General features: G+C 74.3%; 14 protein-coding genes and 1 pseudogene. 6 read left to right on the top strand and 9 right to left on the bottom strand.

All coding sequences use genetic code 11. From position 1 onward, the window contains the following. Positions 1 to 27 precede the first annotated feature (27 nt). The 3 genes from ACWDAS_RS37410 to ACWDAS_RS37400 form a co-directional block, all read right to left on the bottom strand. Complete coding sequence (locus tag ACWDAS_RS37410; RefSeq protein ID WP_450399868.1) at positions 28 to 450, bottom strand: universal stress protein; 423 nt, start codon at positions 448 to 450, stop codon at positions 28 to 30. Positions 451 to 478: 28 nt separating this feature from the next. Further along, on the bottom strand, positions 479 to 1,735 hold the full coding sequence (locus tag ACWDAS_RS37405) for a YbfB/YjiJ family MFS transporter (RefSeq protein ID WP_450399866.1): 1,257 nt from the start codon (positions 1,733 to 1,735) through the stop codon (positions 479 to 481). Positions 1,736 to 1,886: 151 nt separating this feature from the next. Next, the gene (locus ACWDAS_RS37400; RefSeq protein ID WP_450399863.1) at positions 1,887 to 2,705 is read right to left on the bottom strand and encodes an aquaporin; all 819 of its coding nucleotides are present in this window, start codon (positions 2,703 to 2,705) and stop codon (positions 1,887 to 1,889) included. A gap of 446 nt (positions 2,706 to 3,151) precedes the next feature. Here ACWDAS_RS37400 and ACWDAS_RS37395 point away from each other — a divergent pair, with 446 nt between their 5' ends. Continuing rightward, positions 3,152 to 5,116 carry a BTAD domain-containing putative transcriptional regulator gene (locus ACWDAS_RS37395; protein WP_450399861.1) on the top strand — a complete coding sequence of 655 codons (1,965 nt, stop codon included), beginning with the start codon at positions 3,152 to 3,154 and terminating at the stop codon, positions 5,114 to 5,116. Positions 5,117 to 5,138: 22 nt separating this feature from the next. On the opposite strand, the gene ACWDAS_RS37390 is transcribed toward ACWDAS_RS37395, so the two are convergent. From ACWDAS_RS37390 to ACWDAS_RS37380, 3 genes are all read right to left on the bottom strand, one after another. Beyond that, positions 5,139 to 5,777, bottom strand: coding sequence for a histidine phosphatase family protein (locus ACWDAS_RS37390; RefSeq protein ID WP_450399860.1), 639 nt, complete (start codon positions 5,775 to 5,777; stop codon positions 5,139 to 5,141). A 209-nt stretch (positions 5,778 to 5,986) separates the two neighbouring features. After that, on the bottom strand, positions 5,987 to 6,376 hold the full coding sequence (locus ACWDAS_RS37385) for an STAS domain-containing protein (RefSeq protein WP_450399858.1): 390 nt from the start codon (positions 6,374 to 6,376) through the stop codon (positions 5,987 to 5,989). Between the two features lie 95 nt (positions 6,377 to 6,471). Beyond that, positions 6,472 to 8,640 carry an MMPL family transporter gene (locus tag ACWDAS_RS37380; protein WP_450399856.1) on the bottom strand — a complete coding sequence of 723 codons (2,169 nt, stop codon included), beginning with the start codon at positions 8,638 to 8,640 and terminating at the stop codon, positions 6,472 to 6,474. A gap of 283 nt (positions 8,641 to 8,923) precedes the next feature. Here ACWDAS_RS37380 and ACWDAS_RS37375 point away from each other — a divergent pair, with 283 nt between their 5' ends. Both ACWDAS_RS37375 and ACWDAS_RS37370 read left to right on the top strand, forming a co-directional pair. After that, the gene (locus ACWDAS_RS37375) at positions 8,924 to 10,210 is read left to right on the top strand and encodes a sensor histidine kinase (protein ID WP_450399854.1); all 1,287 of its coding nucleotides are present in this window, start codon (positions 8,924 to 8,926) and stop codon (positions 10,208 to 10,210) included. Further along, positions 10,179 to 10,850, top strand: coding sequence for a response regulator (locus ACWDAS_RS37370; protein WP_450399853.1), 672 nt, complete (start codon positions 10,179 to 10,181; stop codon positions 10,848 to 10,850). The genes ACWDAS_RS37375 and ACWDAS_RS37370 overlap by 32 nt, the downstream gene beginning before the upstream one ends. On the opposite strand, the gene ACWDAS_RS37365 is transcribed toward ACWDAS_RS37370, so the two are convergent. Next, entirely contained in the window at positions 10,811 to 11,257 is a 447-nt protein-coding gene (locus ACWDAS_RS37365; RefSeq protein ID WP_450399851.1) for an ATP-binding protein, read from the bottom strand. The two genes, ACWDAS_RS37370 and ACWDAS_RS37365, sit on opposite strands and share 40 nt — an antisense overlap. Positions 11,258 to 11,412: 155 nt before the next feature. Between ACWDAS_RS37365 and ACWDAS_RS37360 the strand changes: the two genes are divergently transcribed. After that, complete coding sequence (locus ACWDAS_RS37360; RefSeq protein WP_450399849.1) at positions 11,413 to 11,916, top strand: metallophosphoesterase family protein; 504 nt, start codon at positions 11,413 to 11,415, stop codon at positions 11,914 to 11,916. Positions 11,917 to 11,964: 48 nt separating this feature from the next. On the opposite strand, the gene ACWDAS_RS37355 is transcribed toward ACWDAS_RS37360, so the two are convergent. Together ACWDAS_RS37355 and ACWDAS_RS37350 are read right to left on the bottom strand one after the other, a co-directional pair. Further along, positions 11,965 to 13,587 (bottom strand): hypothetical protein, encoded by a 1,623-nt coding sequence (locus ACWDAS_RS37355; protein ID WP_450399848.1) that lies wholly within the window; start codon positions 13,585 to 13,587, stop codon positions 11,965 to 11,967. 107 nt (positions 13,588 to 13,694) lie between these two features. Then, on the bottom strand, positions 13,695 to 13,889 hold the full coding sequence (locus ACWDAS_RS37350; protein ID WP_018534760.1) for a hypothetical protein: 195 nt from the start codon (positions 13,887 to 13,889) through the stop codon (positions 13,695 to 13,697). 486 nt (positions 13,890 to 14,375) lie between these two features. On the opposite strand from ACWDAS_RS37350, the gene ACWDAS_RS37345 reads away from it, so the two are divergent. Together ACWDAS_RS37345 and ACWDAS_RS37340 are read left to right on the top strand one after the other, a co-directional pair. Beyond that, complete coding sequence (locus tag ACWDAS_RS37345; protein ID WP_450399846.1) at positions 14,376 to 14,789, top strand: ankyrin repeat domain-containing protein; 414 nt, start codon at positions 14,376 to 14,378, stop codon at positions 14,787 to 14,789. A 52-nt stretch (positions 14,790 to 14,841) separates the two neighbouring features. Further along, positions 14,842 to 15,059, top strand: a pseudogene (locus ACWDAS_RS37340) (glucose-6-phosphate dehydrogenase); the annotation flags it as partial.

The raw sequence follows: 15,059 nt of genomic DNA, 5'->3' as shown, positions 1-15,059 counted from the left end.
GTGCGCTCATGGGGGCGGCCGGACACATCACGGCTTGCCGGGGACGAGCAGGACGGCGATCCGGGTGTTGTGCACCACCGCGTCGGTGATGCGGGGCGAGAGCCAGGCCCCCAGGCGCGTGCGCGGGTGCGGGCCGAGGACGATCAGATCGGCGTCGTATCTACGGGCGGCGTCTGCGATGGCGCCCGCGATGTCGGACAGCAGACCGTCGACGAGCTCGCCGTCGGCCGTGACCCCGCGCCCGCGCACGGTCTCGACGGCGTCGTCGAGCACCTTGTGGGCGGTCGCGTCGTCCTCCATCCCGACGACCGCGTCGTAGACGACGTCGGACGGGTCGACGTGCAGGACGCGGACCGACGCGCCGGTGAGCGCGGCCAGTTCGGTGGCGGTGAGGACGGAACGGTGGTCGGCGCCGCTGTTGTCGACGGCGACGATGATGCGTCGGTACATGGTGGAACTCCTGGTCGGCCCGGGCCGGTCAGCGGCCCGGGGTGGGCTGGGCGGCCGGGGTGGCCGCCGGGTCGATGTGCGGCTGGGCGACGTGCGCCCGCTCGCGCTGGGCGAGGGCGACTGCGGCGGAGACGGCGAGCAGGATCACCGACAGCCACAGCCCCTTGGCGATGCCGCCGGAGGAGTCGGACATCAGGCCGGAGATCAGCGGGCCCACCGCCTGGCCGACGCTGAACGCCACGGTCAGCAGGGCGATTCCGGATGTCCAGGCGTGCGGGGGCAGCATCCGCCGGGCGATGACGGTCACCGCCGTGGGACCGGCCATGAAGCTGCCGCCGAAGATCACCGCCGAGACGATCGCGGCGACCTGGCCGTGCCACAGCAGGACCGGCAGCACGCCGACGAGCACCACGACGGAGACCGCCGCCGGGGCGAGTCCGCCCTTCAGCCGGCCGATGACCCGGCCCCACACGAGCAGGGTCGCGATCGCCGAGGCCGCGCCCAGCACGATGAAGAACGCCGCGGTGGACCAGGTCCCCAGGCCCTGGCTGTGCAGCAGGGCGATGACGAACGTCATGTACGAGACGTAGCCGGCGCCGAACAGCACGTACCAGGCGAAGGTGGGGGTCAGAAACCGCAGGCTCGGCCGCTCCCCGTGGGCAGCCGGCGCGGGTGCCGCCGGGACGTGCCGGGACGCCCAGGCGGCGGGACCGGTGGCGAGCAGCGCCAGGATGCCCATCAGCAGCCATCCGCCCTGCCAGCCGGAGGCACCCCAGGCGGTCAGCGCCGAGGGCACCACGACTCCGGACAGGACGACGCCGATGCCGACGCCCGCCATGTAGGTGCCGACCATCATGGCCGAGCGCGCCTGCCTGCCGCCGGTGTGCACCCGGGAGGCGAGCGCGGAGCCGACGACGAAGGTCGCCGCGGTGGCGAGCCCACCGACGAAGCGGAACAAGGACAGCGCGACGAAACCGCCGGTGGTGGCCGACGCCAGCAGCGCGGCGGCGCTGATCACCATGCCCCACACGAAGACACGGCGGGGGCCCAGGCGGCGCGACAACCAGGCCGCGCTCCCGGCGCCGAGGATGTAACCCAGCGCGTTGGCGGTGTTCATGGCGCCCGCGGCGGCGTAACTCCAGCCCAGGGTCTCGCGCATGGCGGGCAGGAGCAGCGCGTACGCGAAACGGGTGAAGCCGAGCGCCACTACGGGCCCGGCTGCGAGGCCGAGCGCGATGAGCGGTTCGGTCGCAGCGGCGCGGGTCGGGGCCGATTTCTCGGTCATTGCACACTCTCCCGTGGGACGAGGGGGACGTGGGGCCCGCCGCGGCGGAAGCGCCGGGGCGGGGGCGCGGGGGAGCGCCTGATGGGGGTTTCAACCGGCCCCGTGCGCGGGCCGATGCCTGCCGGAGGGGACCACTCACCCTCGGATCGGGTCATCGCGGTGCCCCTCCGAACTCCATCCGGGGCAGCGGGGGCACCCCGCGCAGCCGGGAGCGGACGGTACCGAAGACCACCGCCGCGGCGAGCGGCGCCGAGGCGTACACCCACAGCCACCGCGTGTCGCCGGCGAAGAGCTCCGGGCCGAACTGCCGGGCCGGGTTGAAGCTGCCGCCGGCCCACCCCCCGGTGAGGAGGATCAGCGCCGCGACGGCCGCACCTGCCGTCAGCGGGACGCGGGACGCGGAGCCCGGCCGTGCGGAGACGTGGGTCACGGCGGCGAGCAGCAGCGCGGTGGCCGCGGCCTCCGCCAGGAACACCCCCGCGGCCGGTACCCCTTCGGCCGCCCGGACGGTCGCGAACCCCGCCTCGGGACCGCCCAGCGCGGTCCCCCACGCCAGCCGTCCCACGGCGACTCCCGCCACGGAACCGGCCAGTTGCGCCGCCCCGTAGGCGACGAGGTCCCGTCCCGGCAACGCGCCCATCAGCCAGAACGCCACGGATACGGCGGGATTCATGTGCGCGCCCGAACGCCGCCCGAGCGGCGAGAGGATGAGCAGCCCGACGGCCGCACCGCTGACGACGGCGTCCACCACGAGGCGGCCCCCGGCCGAGGGGACCGCCCGCGCGAGCGGGCTCCCTGGCACGGCCAGCCACCGGAACAGCGTCGCCATGGCGAACAGCAGGACGGCCGTCGCGGCGAACTCGGCCAGCCACGCGAACCAGTGCGCGTCGCCGCAGGGCTCCTCCCGCTCCGGCAGCGGTGCGGGTCCGTCCTCCTCCGGTGTCCGCGTGTCCGGCGCCCGTGCGCCCATGACGGTCCTCCTGGTGGTGTGCGGTACGAGGCGGGCGGCCCCGGGGGCCTGTGCCCCGGCCGGGCGCCGACCGCTCGTCCCACGATCCGCCCCGGACTTGCACGGCCGTTGCACACCGCCGCACCGGGGCATGACGCTGCCGTTCGACCTCACGCGGTGTCAGGAGGTCCACCGCGTCCGCCCCCGGGGCCCGCGCGGCTCCCCGGCCGGCGTCCCGCGGGGCACGGGGGCACTCGCCAACACCCGCCTCGCTTAACGGATGTACGAGCAGGGGCCGGTGAGCCGCGAGCCCCGGCGCACGTCCACTGACGCGTGCCCCGTGCCCCCGCGTGTCCCGATGCGTGGGGGGTCTGTCCCATGGTCCCGTGGCGCGCCGTCCCGTACCGACCGAAGGTGGGGCGCGGGCGGTGACGTCCCGCCGCCCGCGTAGAACAGAGAGCCGTCCCATGTCATCCACCACCAGCGCGCTCGACGGTGTGCAGGCCGGGGGCCCGATCCGCCTGCGCCTGATCGGCCCCCTCGAACTCTCGGACCCCGCAGCCGAACGGCGGCCCACGATCCCGCGGGGCCGGGCCGCCCTGCTGCTGGCCCTGCTCGGCGTCCGCCGCAACCGGGTGGTCGCCCTCGACGAGGTCGTCGACACCCTCTGGCCGCAGGACCCGCCTCCCGCGGCGGAGCAGGTCGTCGCCTCCCTGATCAGCCGCCTGCGCAGGATCACCGGTCCCTGCCTGGAGCGCGTGGGTTCCGGCTACCGGCTGGACACCACGGCCTGGCGGGTCGACCTGGACGAGGCGGAGCGGCTGACCTCGGTGGCCGAACGCCATCTGGGCGCGGGGGAGACCGCCCTCGCCGACGTCGCCGTGCGCCGCGCCCTGGACCTGCTCACCACCGGGCAGCCGCTGGAGGAGTTCCCCGCCGGCGAATGGACCGAGGAACTGGTCCGCGTCGTGGACCGGCAGCTGCGCCGTACCCGCGAGGCCGCCTGGCTCGCCGCCGCCCGTCTCGGGGACCACCGGCGCTGCGCCGACGTCGCCTGCGCCGCCATCGCCGTCGACCCCTACGACGAACCCGCCTGGCGGGCGCTGATGGCCGCCGAGTACGGCCAGGGTTCGGCGGGTGCCGCACTGCGGACCTACGACCGGTTGCGCCGCAGGCTCCGCGCCGACCTGGGCACCGACCCCGATCCGCGGACGGCGGCCCTGCACGAGGCGATGCTGCGCGGCGGCGAGACGATGTGCCTGCTGAACCGCCCGCCGGTCCGGGCCCGGAGGACCATGACGGTGCCCCCCGGCCGGCTCGTCGGGCGCGACGCGGAGCTGCGGCAGCTGCACAAGGCCTGGCGCACCGCCCTCGGCGGACGGCCCGCGGGGGCCGTGGTCCGGGGCGCCTCCGGCATGGGCAAGACGGCGCTGATGGCCGCGCTCTGCAGGCACGTCGAGGACCACGGGGCCGTCGCGCTGACCGCCGGACACCCCGAACCGGGCCACGCGGCCGACGAACCCACCCTCGTGCGTGCCGTACGCGCTCACTGCCTCACCGCCCCGCCGGAGGAGGTGCGCGCCGCCGCGGGCGGTCTCGAACACCCCCTGCGCAGGCTCCTCCCGGAGCTCGGTGTCCTGCTCGACGGCGGCTGCCACGCCTCCGGTCCCGGTGCGGCGCCGCACCAGGACGAAGGGGCGGTCGATGCGGTCGCGGCCTTCGTCCTGCGCATCGCCACGCGGCGCCCCGTGCTGCTCGCAGTCGACGACGCGCAGCACGCCGACCGGGAGAGCCTGGACGCCATCCGGCGCATGACGTACGCGGCCACCGTGCCGCAGCGCGTCATGGTCCTGCTCACCGTCGGCGCGGAGCACCGGGCCTTCGGCAGTGCCCCGCTCCTCGGCGACCACGCGGAACAGCTCTGCCTGGATCCGCTTCCCGAGAGCGACGTCAGGGAACTCGCCCGCCGCCGCGGCCTGTCCGGCGCCGCGGACCAGGTGCACCGGCTCACCGGCGGCCGTCCCGGCCTGGTGACCGAGACCCTCCGTGCGGCCGCCGGCGGCGCCGACCTCACCGGACGGGATCGCCTGCCGGGCGCCCCGGTGGAGGCCGCCCTCGCTCTGGTGGACCGGGCGGGGCACGGCACCGCGGAGCTCCTGCGCTACGCCGCGATGCTCGGCCCCCGGTTCCGGCTCGGGGACGTCCTGGAGATCAGCGGCGTCGACGAGCGCGACGCCGTCGCACACGTGGAGACCGCCCTGCGGGCCGGGCTGCTCGCGGCCGACGGCGACGAGCTGGTCTTCGACACCCCCTTGGTGCACGCAGCGCTCCGTACCGCCGTTCCGGCACCGGTCAGGGCCGTACTGGAGCCGTCACGGCGGACCCGCGGGTGCGCCGGCTGCGGCGCCCCCGCGGACCGCCTCGCGGGCTGAACGGCCCAGGGACGACGCGGGCTCAGCCGGCGGAGCCCGCCGCCGGTGCGGCGCACGCGGCGGGCGCGAAGTTCCACGACAGCATGGCGCGCTTGCCGTTCCAGTCGCCGAGCAGGCTGATCGAGGCCGTCGAGAGGGTCAGCCGCGGCGCGGCGGCCGGCGGCAGGCCCAGCCAGCGGGTGGCCATGAGCCGGATGAGGTTGCCGTGCGAGACGACCAGGACGTCTCCGCCGGCCTCGACGTCCGGTGCGAGGCGTGCCAGGACCCGGTCGGCCCGGTCGGTGACCTCGCGCAGGCACTCGCCGCGGCAGTCCGCCGAACGCAGCGCGTGGTTCCACAGGTCGTGCCCGCACGGGAGCACCTCGCAGCCCTCGTCGGCGGTGTGCACGTCCTCCTCGGCGCGGCTCGCGCGGTAGCCCCACTCGACCAGCTCCGGGTCGATGTCCGGCCGCAGTCCGGCCAGTTGGGCGGTCCTGCGGGCGCGGGCGGCCGGGCTGCACAAGACGCGTGCGCAGCGGTGCCCGGCCAGGTACGGGCGGAGCAGGCCCGCCTCGCGCTCCCCGGTGGCGTTGAGCGGCGGATCCTGCGCCCCGTCGTAGTAGCGCTGTCCGCGGTTCCAGTCGGTCTCGCCGTGTCGTACCAGGATCATCCGGCCGGCCATGGGACTTCCTCTTCTCTGTCGTGCCCGGGCCCGCCGGCCCGTTCCTCGTTCCGCCCGTCCGCGGCGCACCCCCGCCCCGGGCGGCCCCCGGTCACGTTCGGCACGGCGAAAGACAGGGGCGGTACCGGCCGTTCTCCGGCCGGTACCGCCCCGATTCCACGGTCCGTCACGCCATTGCACGGCCCTTGCGCCGTACTGCGGTCCGGGTGTCAGGCCACCGTGCCTCCGCACAGCAGCCGGGTCAGCCGCGTCAGCCCGAGGACGCGGCGCACCGGGGCCGAGGCGGTCCCGATCGTGAAGGCGCGGCCATGCCGGCGGGCGGCGGCCTCGGCGTCGACGAGGGGCCGCAGCCCCGAGCAGTCGATGAAGCGCAGGTTCGAGAGGTCGACGGTGACGTCCTCGCGCCGGTCCGCGCAGTCCCGCAGGACCGCGCGGAGCCGGGGCGCGGTGGCCACGTCGAGTTCACCGCACACCATGACCAGCGCGCGGCCGTGGGCGCGCTGCACACCGATCCGCACAGGCTCCTCGTGCGCCGTCGCCAGGAGGGACGGCAGGCCCCTCGGGTCCGGTGTCGGTTCCGGGAAGATGACCGGGGTCATGGGTGGGTTCTCCGTGGATCTGTCGGTTCGGTGCGGTGCGTGCTCACGCACCGCGGGTGGTGTCTCCAGAATCAGGTCGGAATCGGCACGAACCCTCACTCCACCGGGCGAAACTCCGTGTAACCCGCAGGAATGAGGCGACGGTGGCCTCCGCCCCCGGGATGGCCCGCGCGGGTCCGCGAGGGCCAGAACGCCCGGTGCCCGGCGAGGGCCGTGACGGCGGGTATGAGCAGCCATGACGTGACGAAGGTGGCCAGGACGACGCCCATGGCGACCGGCAGTCCGACCGACGCGGTGGAACTGCTGAAGCCCAGCACTCCGAAGCTGGCGGCGAGGATGACTCCCGCCGCGGCGACCGAGGGACCGGCGTGGGTGACCGCGTAGCGCGCCGCCTCGCGCGGGGTGGACCCGCGCACCAGTTCCTCGCGGAGCCGGGCGATCATCAGGATGTTGTAGTCGGTGCCGATCGACGCGACGAAGAGGTAGACGATCAGCGGCACGGTGAAGCCCACACCCGGCTTGTGCTGGATGTGCTGGAAGAGCAGCACCGCCGAGCCGAGCGTCGCCGCGAAACCGAGGCCGACCGCCGCCATCAGATACAGCGGGGCGAGCACCGCCCGAAGTGTGAGCAGGAGGATCAGGCCGATCGCCACGGCGGCGATCGGGATGATCAACCGCAGGTCGTGGCCGACCACCTTGCTGGTGTCGGCGTACGCGGCGGTCAGGCCGCCCACCGCGACCGAGGTGCCGCGCGGGGCCAGGGAGTGCGCCTTCGGGGCGATCACGTCGGTGTGCGAGCGCAGCGCCCGGGTGCCGGTCGGGTTGATGGTGAGGGCCATGTCGACCTGTGCCACCTTCTTGTCGCCGGACACGCGTACGACCCGCGCCTCGCCCACATTCGGCAGGTGCGCGAGCCGCGCCGTGTACGGCTTCAGACGGGCGGCGGAGAGCGTGCCGTGCTCGGCGGTGACCATCACCTGCGTCGGGGTGAGCATGCCCGCGGGGAACGCCGATGTCAGCTCGGCGTAGCCCTGGGCCGCGTGACTGCCCTTCTGGTACGGCGACAGGTCGTAATCCGCCTTGTAGCCGAACGCGAACGAGGCCAGCGCCGCGAGCAGCAGCGTCGCGGCACCGGCGACGGCCGCCGGGCGCCGCGCCACGAGACGCGCCACCGGCCCGGCCACCCGCGGCGCCGGGGCGCGCCGCCACGACGGCCGGCGGGACAGCCGCTTGCCGAGCACCGTGAACAGCGCCGGGACCAGCGTCAGCGAGGCGAGCAGCATCACCAGGACGGACACGCCGAGCGCCGGGCCCAGGACCCGGAAGTCCGGCATCTGCGAGGCGAGCAGCGCCACGAACGACACCGCGACCGCCAGGGCGGAGGACACCACGGCCTCGCCCACCCGGCCCACGCCGCCGCCCATGGCCGGGCGGTGGTCCTGACCGGCGCGCAGCCGCTCGCGGTAGCGGTGGAGCAGGAAGACGATGTAGTCGGTGCCGACGCCGAACAGCACCACCGGCAGCAGGTCGGTCGCCGTCCCGCCGATGCGCACGCCCGCGGCGTGCGCGCCGATGTTGAGCAGGCCGGTCACCCCGAGCCCGACCAGGGCGATCGCGACGAGGCTGACGACCGCGATCAGCAGGCTCCTGAAGAGCGCGATCAGCAGCACGAAGACCACCGCGATCATGGCGTACATGACGACCGCGCTCATCCGTGCGTCGTCGGCCATCGCCGCCGTCTCACCCGTCAGACGGCCCCGCAGGGACGTGCCCTCGGTCGCCTCGGCGAGGTCCTTGTCGAGCCCGGTCGCCGCGGTCTGCGCGCGCCGGTCGTCGGACGGACGGTCGAACACCGCCTGGGTCAGCAGGACCTTGCGGTCGGGTGACAGCTGCCCGGGGCCCGGGGCCAGGCGTACGGCGGCGGGGTCCGTGCGCCCGGCCGCCTTCCGTTCGACGGCCGTCACCAGCCGTTCGGCGCGGGCCACGTCGCCGCGCGTCAGCGGCCGGTGGTCGGTGCGGGTGACGACCACGGTGGCGGTGCCGCTGTCGTCCTCCTTCCCGAAGGCCCGGTCGGCGATGTGCTGCGCCCGGACCGACTCGTACCTAGGCGGCAGGGCGCTGCTCTGACGCGTGTCGGTGTCGTTCCAGTGGTGGGAGCCGGCATAGCCGACGCCCACACCGGTCAGGGCGAGCAGCACCGCCGCCCAGACGAGGATGACGAGGACGGGCCGCCGGGTGACGGCTCCGCCGAGACGGTCGAACACGGAAGTTCCCTTCGCGGGGCGCAGACGGCTCCCGCCCGCTGCGGAAACCACTGCCGTCCAGCCTTCGGCCGCCCTGCCGCGGGACCCTCGCCCGCGATGCGGAACTGTCCGCTCATCAGGGCGGCGGAGCGCGGTACGGCCCTCGGCCCCATGGCGGACGGCCCGGCCCCTGCGGGTGCGGCCCGTCTCCTCCGGAAGGATGACAACAGTGCGGATGACCCGGCCGGGCAACCTCGTGATCGGGGCCGAGGTGGCGCCGGGCGGCCCGGTTTACCGTGGGTTCATGACCTTCTTCGACACGATCGCCAGGCGGCGAGTACCGAGTGCCGTGGTCGACACGGCGCTCGCGGTACTTCTCTCGCTCGGCTCGCTGTCGAGCGTGGTCAAGACCATGACGACGCCCGGCGGGCCGGGTCTGCCCGCCCTCGGGATCGCCCTCGCGCTGCTCACCGGAGTGCCGCTGATCGTGCACCGGCGGTGGCCGGTGCCGGTGCTGGTCGTGGTCTCGCTCGCGGCCGCCGCCCTGCAGGGGCTCGACTACGTCCCCCAGCCCGTCGGGCCGCACGGCGTGGCGATCGGTCCGGTCTACGTGGCGGTGGCGGTGGCGGTGTTCCTCACCGCGCTGCGGATCTGCCGGCCCTGCTCGCTCAGGCTGCTGGCAGCGGTGATCCTGGCCACCACCCTGGCCGAGATCGAACTCGGCCAGGGGTACCGGCTGTCCGCGGCGGTCACCATGAACGTGCTGCTGGTCGCGGCCTGGGCGCTGGGCGAACTCGCCCGGGCCCGGCGGGCGCTCGCGGCGGACATCGTGGAGCGCGCCGCCGCCGCGGAGCGGGAGAAGACCGCCAACGCCCGGGCCGCCGTGGCCCAGGAACGCGCCCGGATCGCCCGCGAGCTGCACGACATCGTCGCGCACAACGTCAGCCTGATGGTCGTGCAGACCATCGCCGCCGACCGCGTGCTGGACCGCGACCCGGGCAAGGCGCACGAGCTGCACGCGGGCGTGGAGCAGACCGGCCGGGCCACCGTGGTGGAACTGCGGCGGCTGCTGGACGTGCTGCGCACCGACGAGGACGAGGAGCCCGCCCGGCGTCCGCCGCAGCCGCACATCGACGAGATCCCCGGACTGCTCGCGGCGGTCGGCGACGCGGGGCTGCGCGTGCGGTCCGCCACCCTGGGCAGCCCGCGCCCCCTGCCCGCGGGAACGGAGCTCACGGTCTACCGCGTCGTGCAGGAGGCACTGACCAACACGCTCAAGCACGCGGGCCGCACCGGGGCGACGGTCACCCTGGACTGGGGCCCCGCGGAGCTGGTCGTCACCGTCAGCGACGACGGGCGCGGAGCCGACGCCGGCCTGGTCGCGCCCGCCCCGTCGGCCGGCGGCGGCCACGGACTGGTCGGCATGCGCGAACGCGTGTCGGCCGTCGGCGGGCGGCTGGACACCGGCCCGCGCCCCGGCGGCGGATACGTCGTCCGCGCCGTCGTACCCGCCCCGCTGCCGGAGGACGGCGGCGAAACCGAGGAAGGAACGGTGGGCCATGGGCGCGATACGCGTGCTGCTCGTCGATGACCAGCCGATGATCCGTACCGGGTTCCGGTTCATCCTGGAGGCCGAGCCGGATCTCAACGTGGTCGGCGAGTCGGGTGACGGGGCCGCCGCCGTCGAGGACGCCCGGGCCCTGCAGCCCGACGTCATCCTGATGGACATCCGCATGCCCAGGATGGACGGCGTCGAGGCGACCCGGCTCATCGTCCGCTCCGGACTGCCCGCCAAGGTCATCATCCTCACCACGTTCGACCTGGACGAGCACGTCGTCGACGCGCTGCGCGCCGGCGCCAGCGGCTTCCTCGTCAAGGACGGCCCGGCCGCCTCCCTCATCGACGCCATCCGCGTCGTGGCCTCAGGCGAGGCCGTCATCGCCCCGCGTGTCACCCGCCGGCTCCTCGACCGCTTCGCGCAGCTCGACGACGGCACCGAGGAGAGTGCACCGCCCGCGCTGGACCGGCTGACCGGACGTGAAATGGACGTACTGCGGGCCCTCACCCGGGGACTGTCGAACGCCGAGATCGCCGCCGAACTCGTGGTCAGCGAGGCCACCGTGAAGACCCATGTGGCCCACATCCTGGAGAAGTTCGGCCTGCGCGACCGCGTCCAGGCCGTGATCCTCGCCTACGACGCGGGGCTGGTGACCCCCGCGACCGACCGCTGAAGCGGGGCGAGGCGGCGCGTGGTGACCACGCGGCGGCCGCGTTCGTCGTCATGGATGCAGGTGGACCCGGCCAGCCGGCGCACGATCTCCAGACCGCGGCCGTGTTCGTCCGGCGGTGTGCAGTCGGGGGCGTCGCCGTCGTGATGCGGGGCCTCGCCGCTGTCGGTGACGGTGATGACCAGGCCCTGGTCGCGCATGGCCAGCCGGATCGACATCTGCGCCCGCCCGTGGCGCGCGGCGTTCGCCGCGAGCTCGTCGACGATCAGCTCGGCGGCGATGCGGTCGTCCGCGGCCAGTCCCCAGAGCCCAAGCAGTTCGGCCGTGAAGTGCCGGGCGGCGCCCACATACGCGGGTTCCGCGGGCTGCACCAGTTCCGCCGATCGGGTGGGGGTCGTGTCACCGCACATGACGTGGGCCCTTCATCGATGAGGCCCGCGGTCCCGCTGACCACGGGGTCGCCCCACCGGCCACGCCGCCCCGCGCGGCACGCCGTGACGTCGGCCTTCCTTCCGGCCGCCGTGCCCGGCGCCGCTGCCGTCCCCCGCGCGGATAGCGTGGACGTGTGCGTCTTCTTGTGATGTCCGATACACACCTGCCCAAACGTGCCAAGGAGCTTCCGGACGAACTCCTGGGCCGGATTCCCGAGGCCGACGCCGTGATCCACGCGGGCGACTGGGCCGACGCCGCCACGCTCGACCTGCTCCAGGCGCGGGCCCGCCGGGTGATCGGTGTGTACGGCAACAACGACGGCCCCGACCTGCGAGCGCGGCTGCCCGAGGTCGCGCGGGCGGAGCTGGGCGGGCTCCGCTTCGGCGTGATCCACGACAGCGGCCCGGCGCAGGGACGCGAACGCCGTTGCGAGGAGCGCTTCCCCGACCTGGACGTGCTGGTCTTCGGGCACAGCCACATCCCGTGGGACAGCACGGCGCCGGGCGGGCTGCGGCTGCTCAATCCCGGTTCGCCGACCGACCGCAGACGTCAGCCGTACTGCACGTACCTCATCGCCGAGGCGGCCGGCGGCGCGCTGACCGAGGTGCGCCTGCACCGGCTGCCGCCGCGCCGCTGACGGCCGCCGGCGGCCGCACGACGATGGCGACGGCGGCGGCGGTGCCGGTCAGTGCTCCAGCGCCGGACCGCCGGCCGGCCGAACGGCGCCGGAGGGCTCGGAGACCTTGACCACCCCGGGGGCGTCGGCGGTCTCCCCCGCCCGCTCCCGCGTCTGCGCCGCCGGGGCCGCGTCCGCGGACGGCAGCAGCGCCAGAACCGCCTGGCGGTGCCCGTCGCTGGCGTCCTCGTCGAAGGGGTCCGGGGTCGCCGGCACCTGTACGCGGAGCACCGGACCCGAGCCCAGCCGGACGTAACCGCGGCCCGGCGGCACCTCCGCCGCGGACGTCGAGCACTGCGGCGCGCCGAGCACCGCCTGGGTCTGCTCGGCGGTGACCGCGCCCAGCAGCAGCCGGGCCCTGGTCTGCGCGATGACCACCGGGGAGAGCGCTTCGGCGCCGTCGAGATGGTCGGCGACGGCGACGGTCACCCCGGCGGCGCGGCCGTGCCGCAGCGGGATGTCCAGCAGTTCCTGCGGGTCGGGCCGGTTCTCGGCGTGGGCGAGCTGGCTGAGCACGGTCGGCCGGTCGACGAGGATCCACAGCGGGCGCCGCACGTCCTCGGGGGCGGCCCGCCCTGCCTGCCGGGCGCGGTTGACCGCGATCAGGCGCCGCTCGGTCTCGTGCGCCGCCCATTCCAGGGTGGCCAGCGTTCCCGCGAGGCCGCTCTCGACGGCCAGGACGCCCGGCCGTCCGGACAGGCACGCGTACTCGCCGGTCCCGCTCCCGTCGACGACCAGGACGTCGCCCTCCGGCAGCGCCTGGAGGGCGATGGAACGCAGCAGCGTGGTCGTGCCCGTACCGGGCTGGCCGAGGGCGAGCAGGTGCGGCTCGGTGGAGCGCGGTCCGGTGCGCCACACCACCGGCGGCGCGTCCCTGAGCTCCTCGCCGTCCTCGACGGGCACGGTCCGCTGCACCGCCTCGGGGTCGGTGAAGCCCAGCACCGTCTCGCCGGGGGAGGTGACGAAGCGCTGGGCGGCGATGCCCGTGGGCAGCGGGGGGAGCGCGGTGAGGGTGAGGTGGTTCTCCTCCTCGTTCCACTCGAAGCGGTACTCGCGGCCGCGTCCCACCTTGGCGTGCAGCACGTGCTCGACGCGGGTGCGGGCCGCGGCCTCGCCGTCGGTGAAGTAGGCGGGGTACTTCAGGTGCAGGCGGGTGAGCCGCCCGTCCTCGAACTCGTAGTCCCCGAAGGCGTTCTCCCAGCTGCCGTCGTGGGCGTAGATCGGGCTGGGGTCGTTGGGGTCGGACAGGTACGGCACCAGCGCCTCGTACAGCGCGGTCAGCCGGTCGTTCTCGGCGCCGCTCGGTCCCGTCGGAGCGGGGGTGCGGTTCCGTCCCATCCAGCCCGCGGAGCCCATCAGCGCGGCCACCATCAGGTACGCGCCGTACGGCAGCAGGACCAGGACGAGGAAGCCCACCCCCACCGCCGCCATCATGGCCGGTCCGCGCCGGTCCTTGGGCGTCCTGCCCCACCACTCGCGCGCCCACCCGGCCTGGCGGCGCATCCCGCGCATGATGACCAGCAGCGGGTGGAGGACGTCCGTGGCGCTGTCGACGGCGGTCCGCGCGAGTTCACGGCCGCGGGCGAGCGAGGGGCGGCAGCTCAGGAGGGTGGAGAGGGGGCGCCGGACCACGGGGAGCTCCAGAGGATCGTTGCGGGACGGTACGACGGAACGGAACGGGAAGGGCCCGGTGCGGAGCGGCGCCGGGCCCGGTGGATCGGCCGTGCGGAACGGCCGCGCTAGAACTTGATCCCGCCCAGGAGGCTCGCCAGGCTCGCCCCGCCGGCCTTGATGCTCGGGGCGATGGCGGTGCCCGCGAGGTAGAAGCCGAAGAGGGCGCAGACGAGCGCGTGGGACGCCTTGAGTCCGTCCTTGCGGAAGAACAGGAAGACGATGATGCCGAGCAGGACGACGCCTGAGATGGACAGGATCATGGGGGTTACTCCTGTGTGATGGGGACTGTCACCATGAGTTGTTCCAGAATTACAGATAGTAATATGTTCTGAAAAGAGGCGAATGGGTGATTTGTCGATAAGTTCACCTGATCGGCTCTGCTGAACTGTTTCTCCGGGCGTGATCCTCGCCGTTCGCCCGGCGTGTCATGTGGCAGGCCCCGCCGACGGAGCAGTGAAGTCGCCCGTTCGAGTGATCAAAATCGTTAAGGTTCGGGCCATGGCTTCTCGCACCGTCCATGACCCGCGACAGCGCCGCCGACCGCGACCGGTGATCGCGCCATCGCCGGCGACCGGTCCGTCGTGCGGACTGCGACGCGGCGGGAGGCCGGCCTCCGCGGGGGGCGGCGCACACCACCGTGAGGGACGCCGGGCATGCGGAGGAGGTCGCGGTGGTTGAGTGCCCATAGAGTGGATCACGAGCGGTTCCGCCCGTGCACGGCAACCAGCCACTCCGAGTGAGGAACGATGAGCGAGCCGACCCCGCAGACCGACCCGGCCCAGGACCCCGAGGTCCTGCGGCTCGCCGCCGAGGTCTTCGACCTGGCCCGCCGGGGCGGGACCGAGACCCTGTCGGCCTACGTGGACGCCGGCGTGCCCGCCAACCTCACCAACGACAAGGGCGACACCTTGGTCATGCTCGCCGCCTACCACGGCCACGCCGCGACCGTCGCCTCCCTGCTCCAGCGCGGCGCGGACCCCGACCGCGCCAACGACCGGGGCCAGACGCCCCTCGCCGGTGCCGTGTTCAAGGGAGAGGACGAGGTGGTCGGCGTCCTCCTCGACGGCGGCGCCGACCCCGCCGCCGGCACCCCCTCGGCCATCGACACCGCCCGCATGTTCGGCAAGGACCGACTCCTGGAACTCTTCGGAGCCGCATGACATCGGCCGCGCCACGAATACCGCCACAAGCACGATGAAGAGAAGTGGACCCATGACGGAAACCGACAGCTGGATCAATCCGCTGCGCGATCCAACCGACCGGCGGCTGCCGCGTATCGCGGGGCCGTCCGGCCTGGTGATCTTCGGTGTGACGGGTGACCTGTCCCGCAAGAAACTGATGCCCGCTGTCTACGACCTCGCCAACCGCGGGCTGCTGCCGCCGGGCTTCTCGCTCGTCGGCTTCGCCCGCCGCGACTGGGCGGACGAGGA

Source organism: Streptomyces sp. NPDC001070 (genome assembly GCF_053598835.1).
This window is presented reverse-complemented; position numbering and strand designations above follow the sequence as displayed.

Bases quoted from the DNA above. Each gene is read 5' to 3' on its own strand.
- ACWDAS_RS37410 (WP_450399868.1), bottom strand. From the start codon at position 450: ATGTACCGACGCATCATCGTCGCCGTCGACAACAGCGGCGCCGACCAC.
- ACWDAS_RS37405 (WP_450399866.1), bottom strand. From the start codon at position 1,735: ATGACCGAGAAATCGGCCCCGACCCGCGCCGCTGCGACCGAACCGCTC.
- ACWDAS_RS37400 (WP_450399863.1), bottom strand. From the start codon at position 2,705: ATGGGCGCACGGGCGCCGGACACGCGGACACCGGAGGAGGACGGACCC.
- ACWDAS_RS37395 (WP_450399861.1), top strand. From the start codon at position 3,152: ATGTCATCCACCACCAGCGCGCTCGACGGTGTGCAGGCCGGGGGCCCG.
- ACWDAS_RS37390 (WP_450399860.1), bottom strand. From the start codon at position 5,777: ATGGCCGGCCGGATGATCCTGGTACGACACGGCGAGACCGACTGGAAC.
- ACWDAS_RS37385 (WP_450399858.1), bottom strand. From the start codon at position 6,376: ATGACCCCGGTCATCTTCCCGGAACCGACACCGGACCCGAGGGGCCTG.
- ACWDAS_RS37375 (WP_450399854.1), top strand. From the start codon at position 8,924: ATGACCTTCTTCGACACGATCGCCAGGCGGCGAGTACCGAGTGCCGTG.
- ACWDAS_RS37370 (WP_450399853.1), top strand. From the start codon at position 10,179: ATGGGCGCGATACGCGTGCTGCTCGTCGATGACCAGCCGATGATCCGT.
- ACWDAS_RS37365 (WP_450399851.1), bottom strand. From the start codon at position 11,257: ATGTGCGGTGACACGACCCCCACCCGATCGGCGGAACTGGTGCAGCCC.
- ACWDAS_RS37350 (WP_018534760.1), bottom strand. From the start codon at position 13,889: ATGATCCTGTCCATCTCAGGCGTCGTCCTGCTCGGCATCATCGTCTTC.
- ACWDAS_RS37345 (WP_450399846.1), top strand. From the start codon at position 14,376: ATGAGCGAGCCGACCCCGCAGACCGACCCGGCCCAGGACCCCGAGGTC.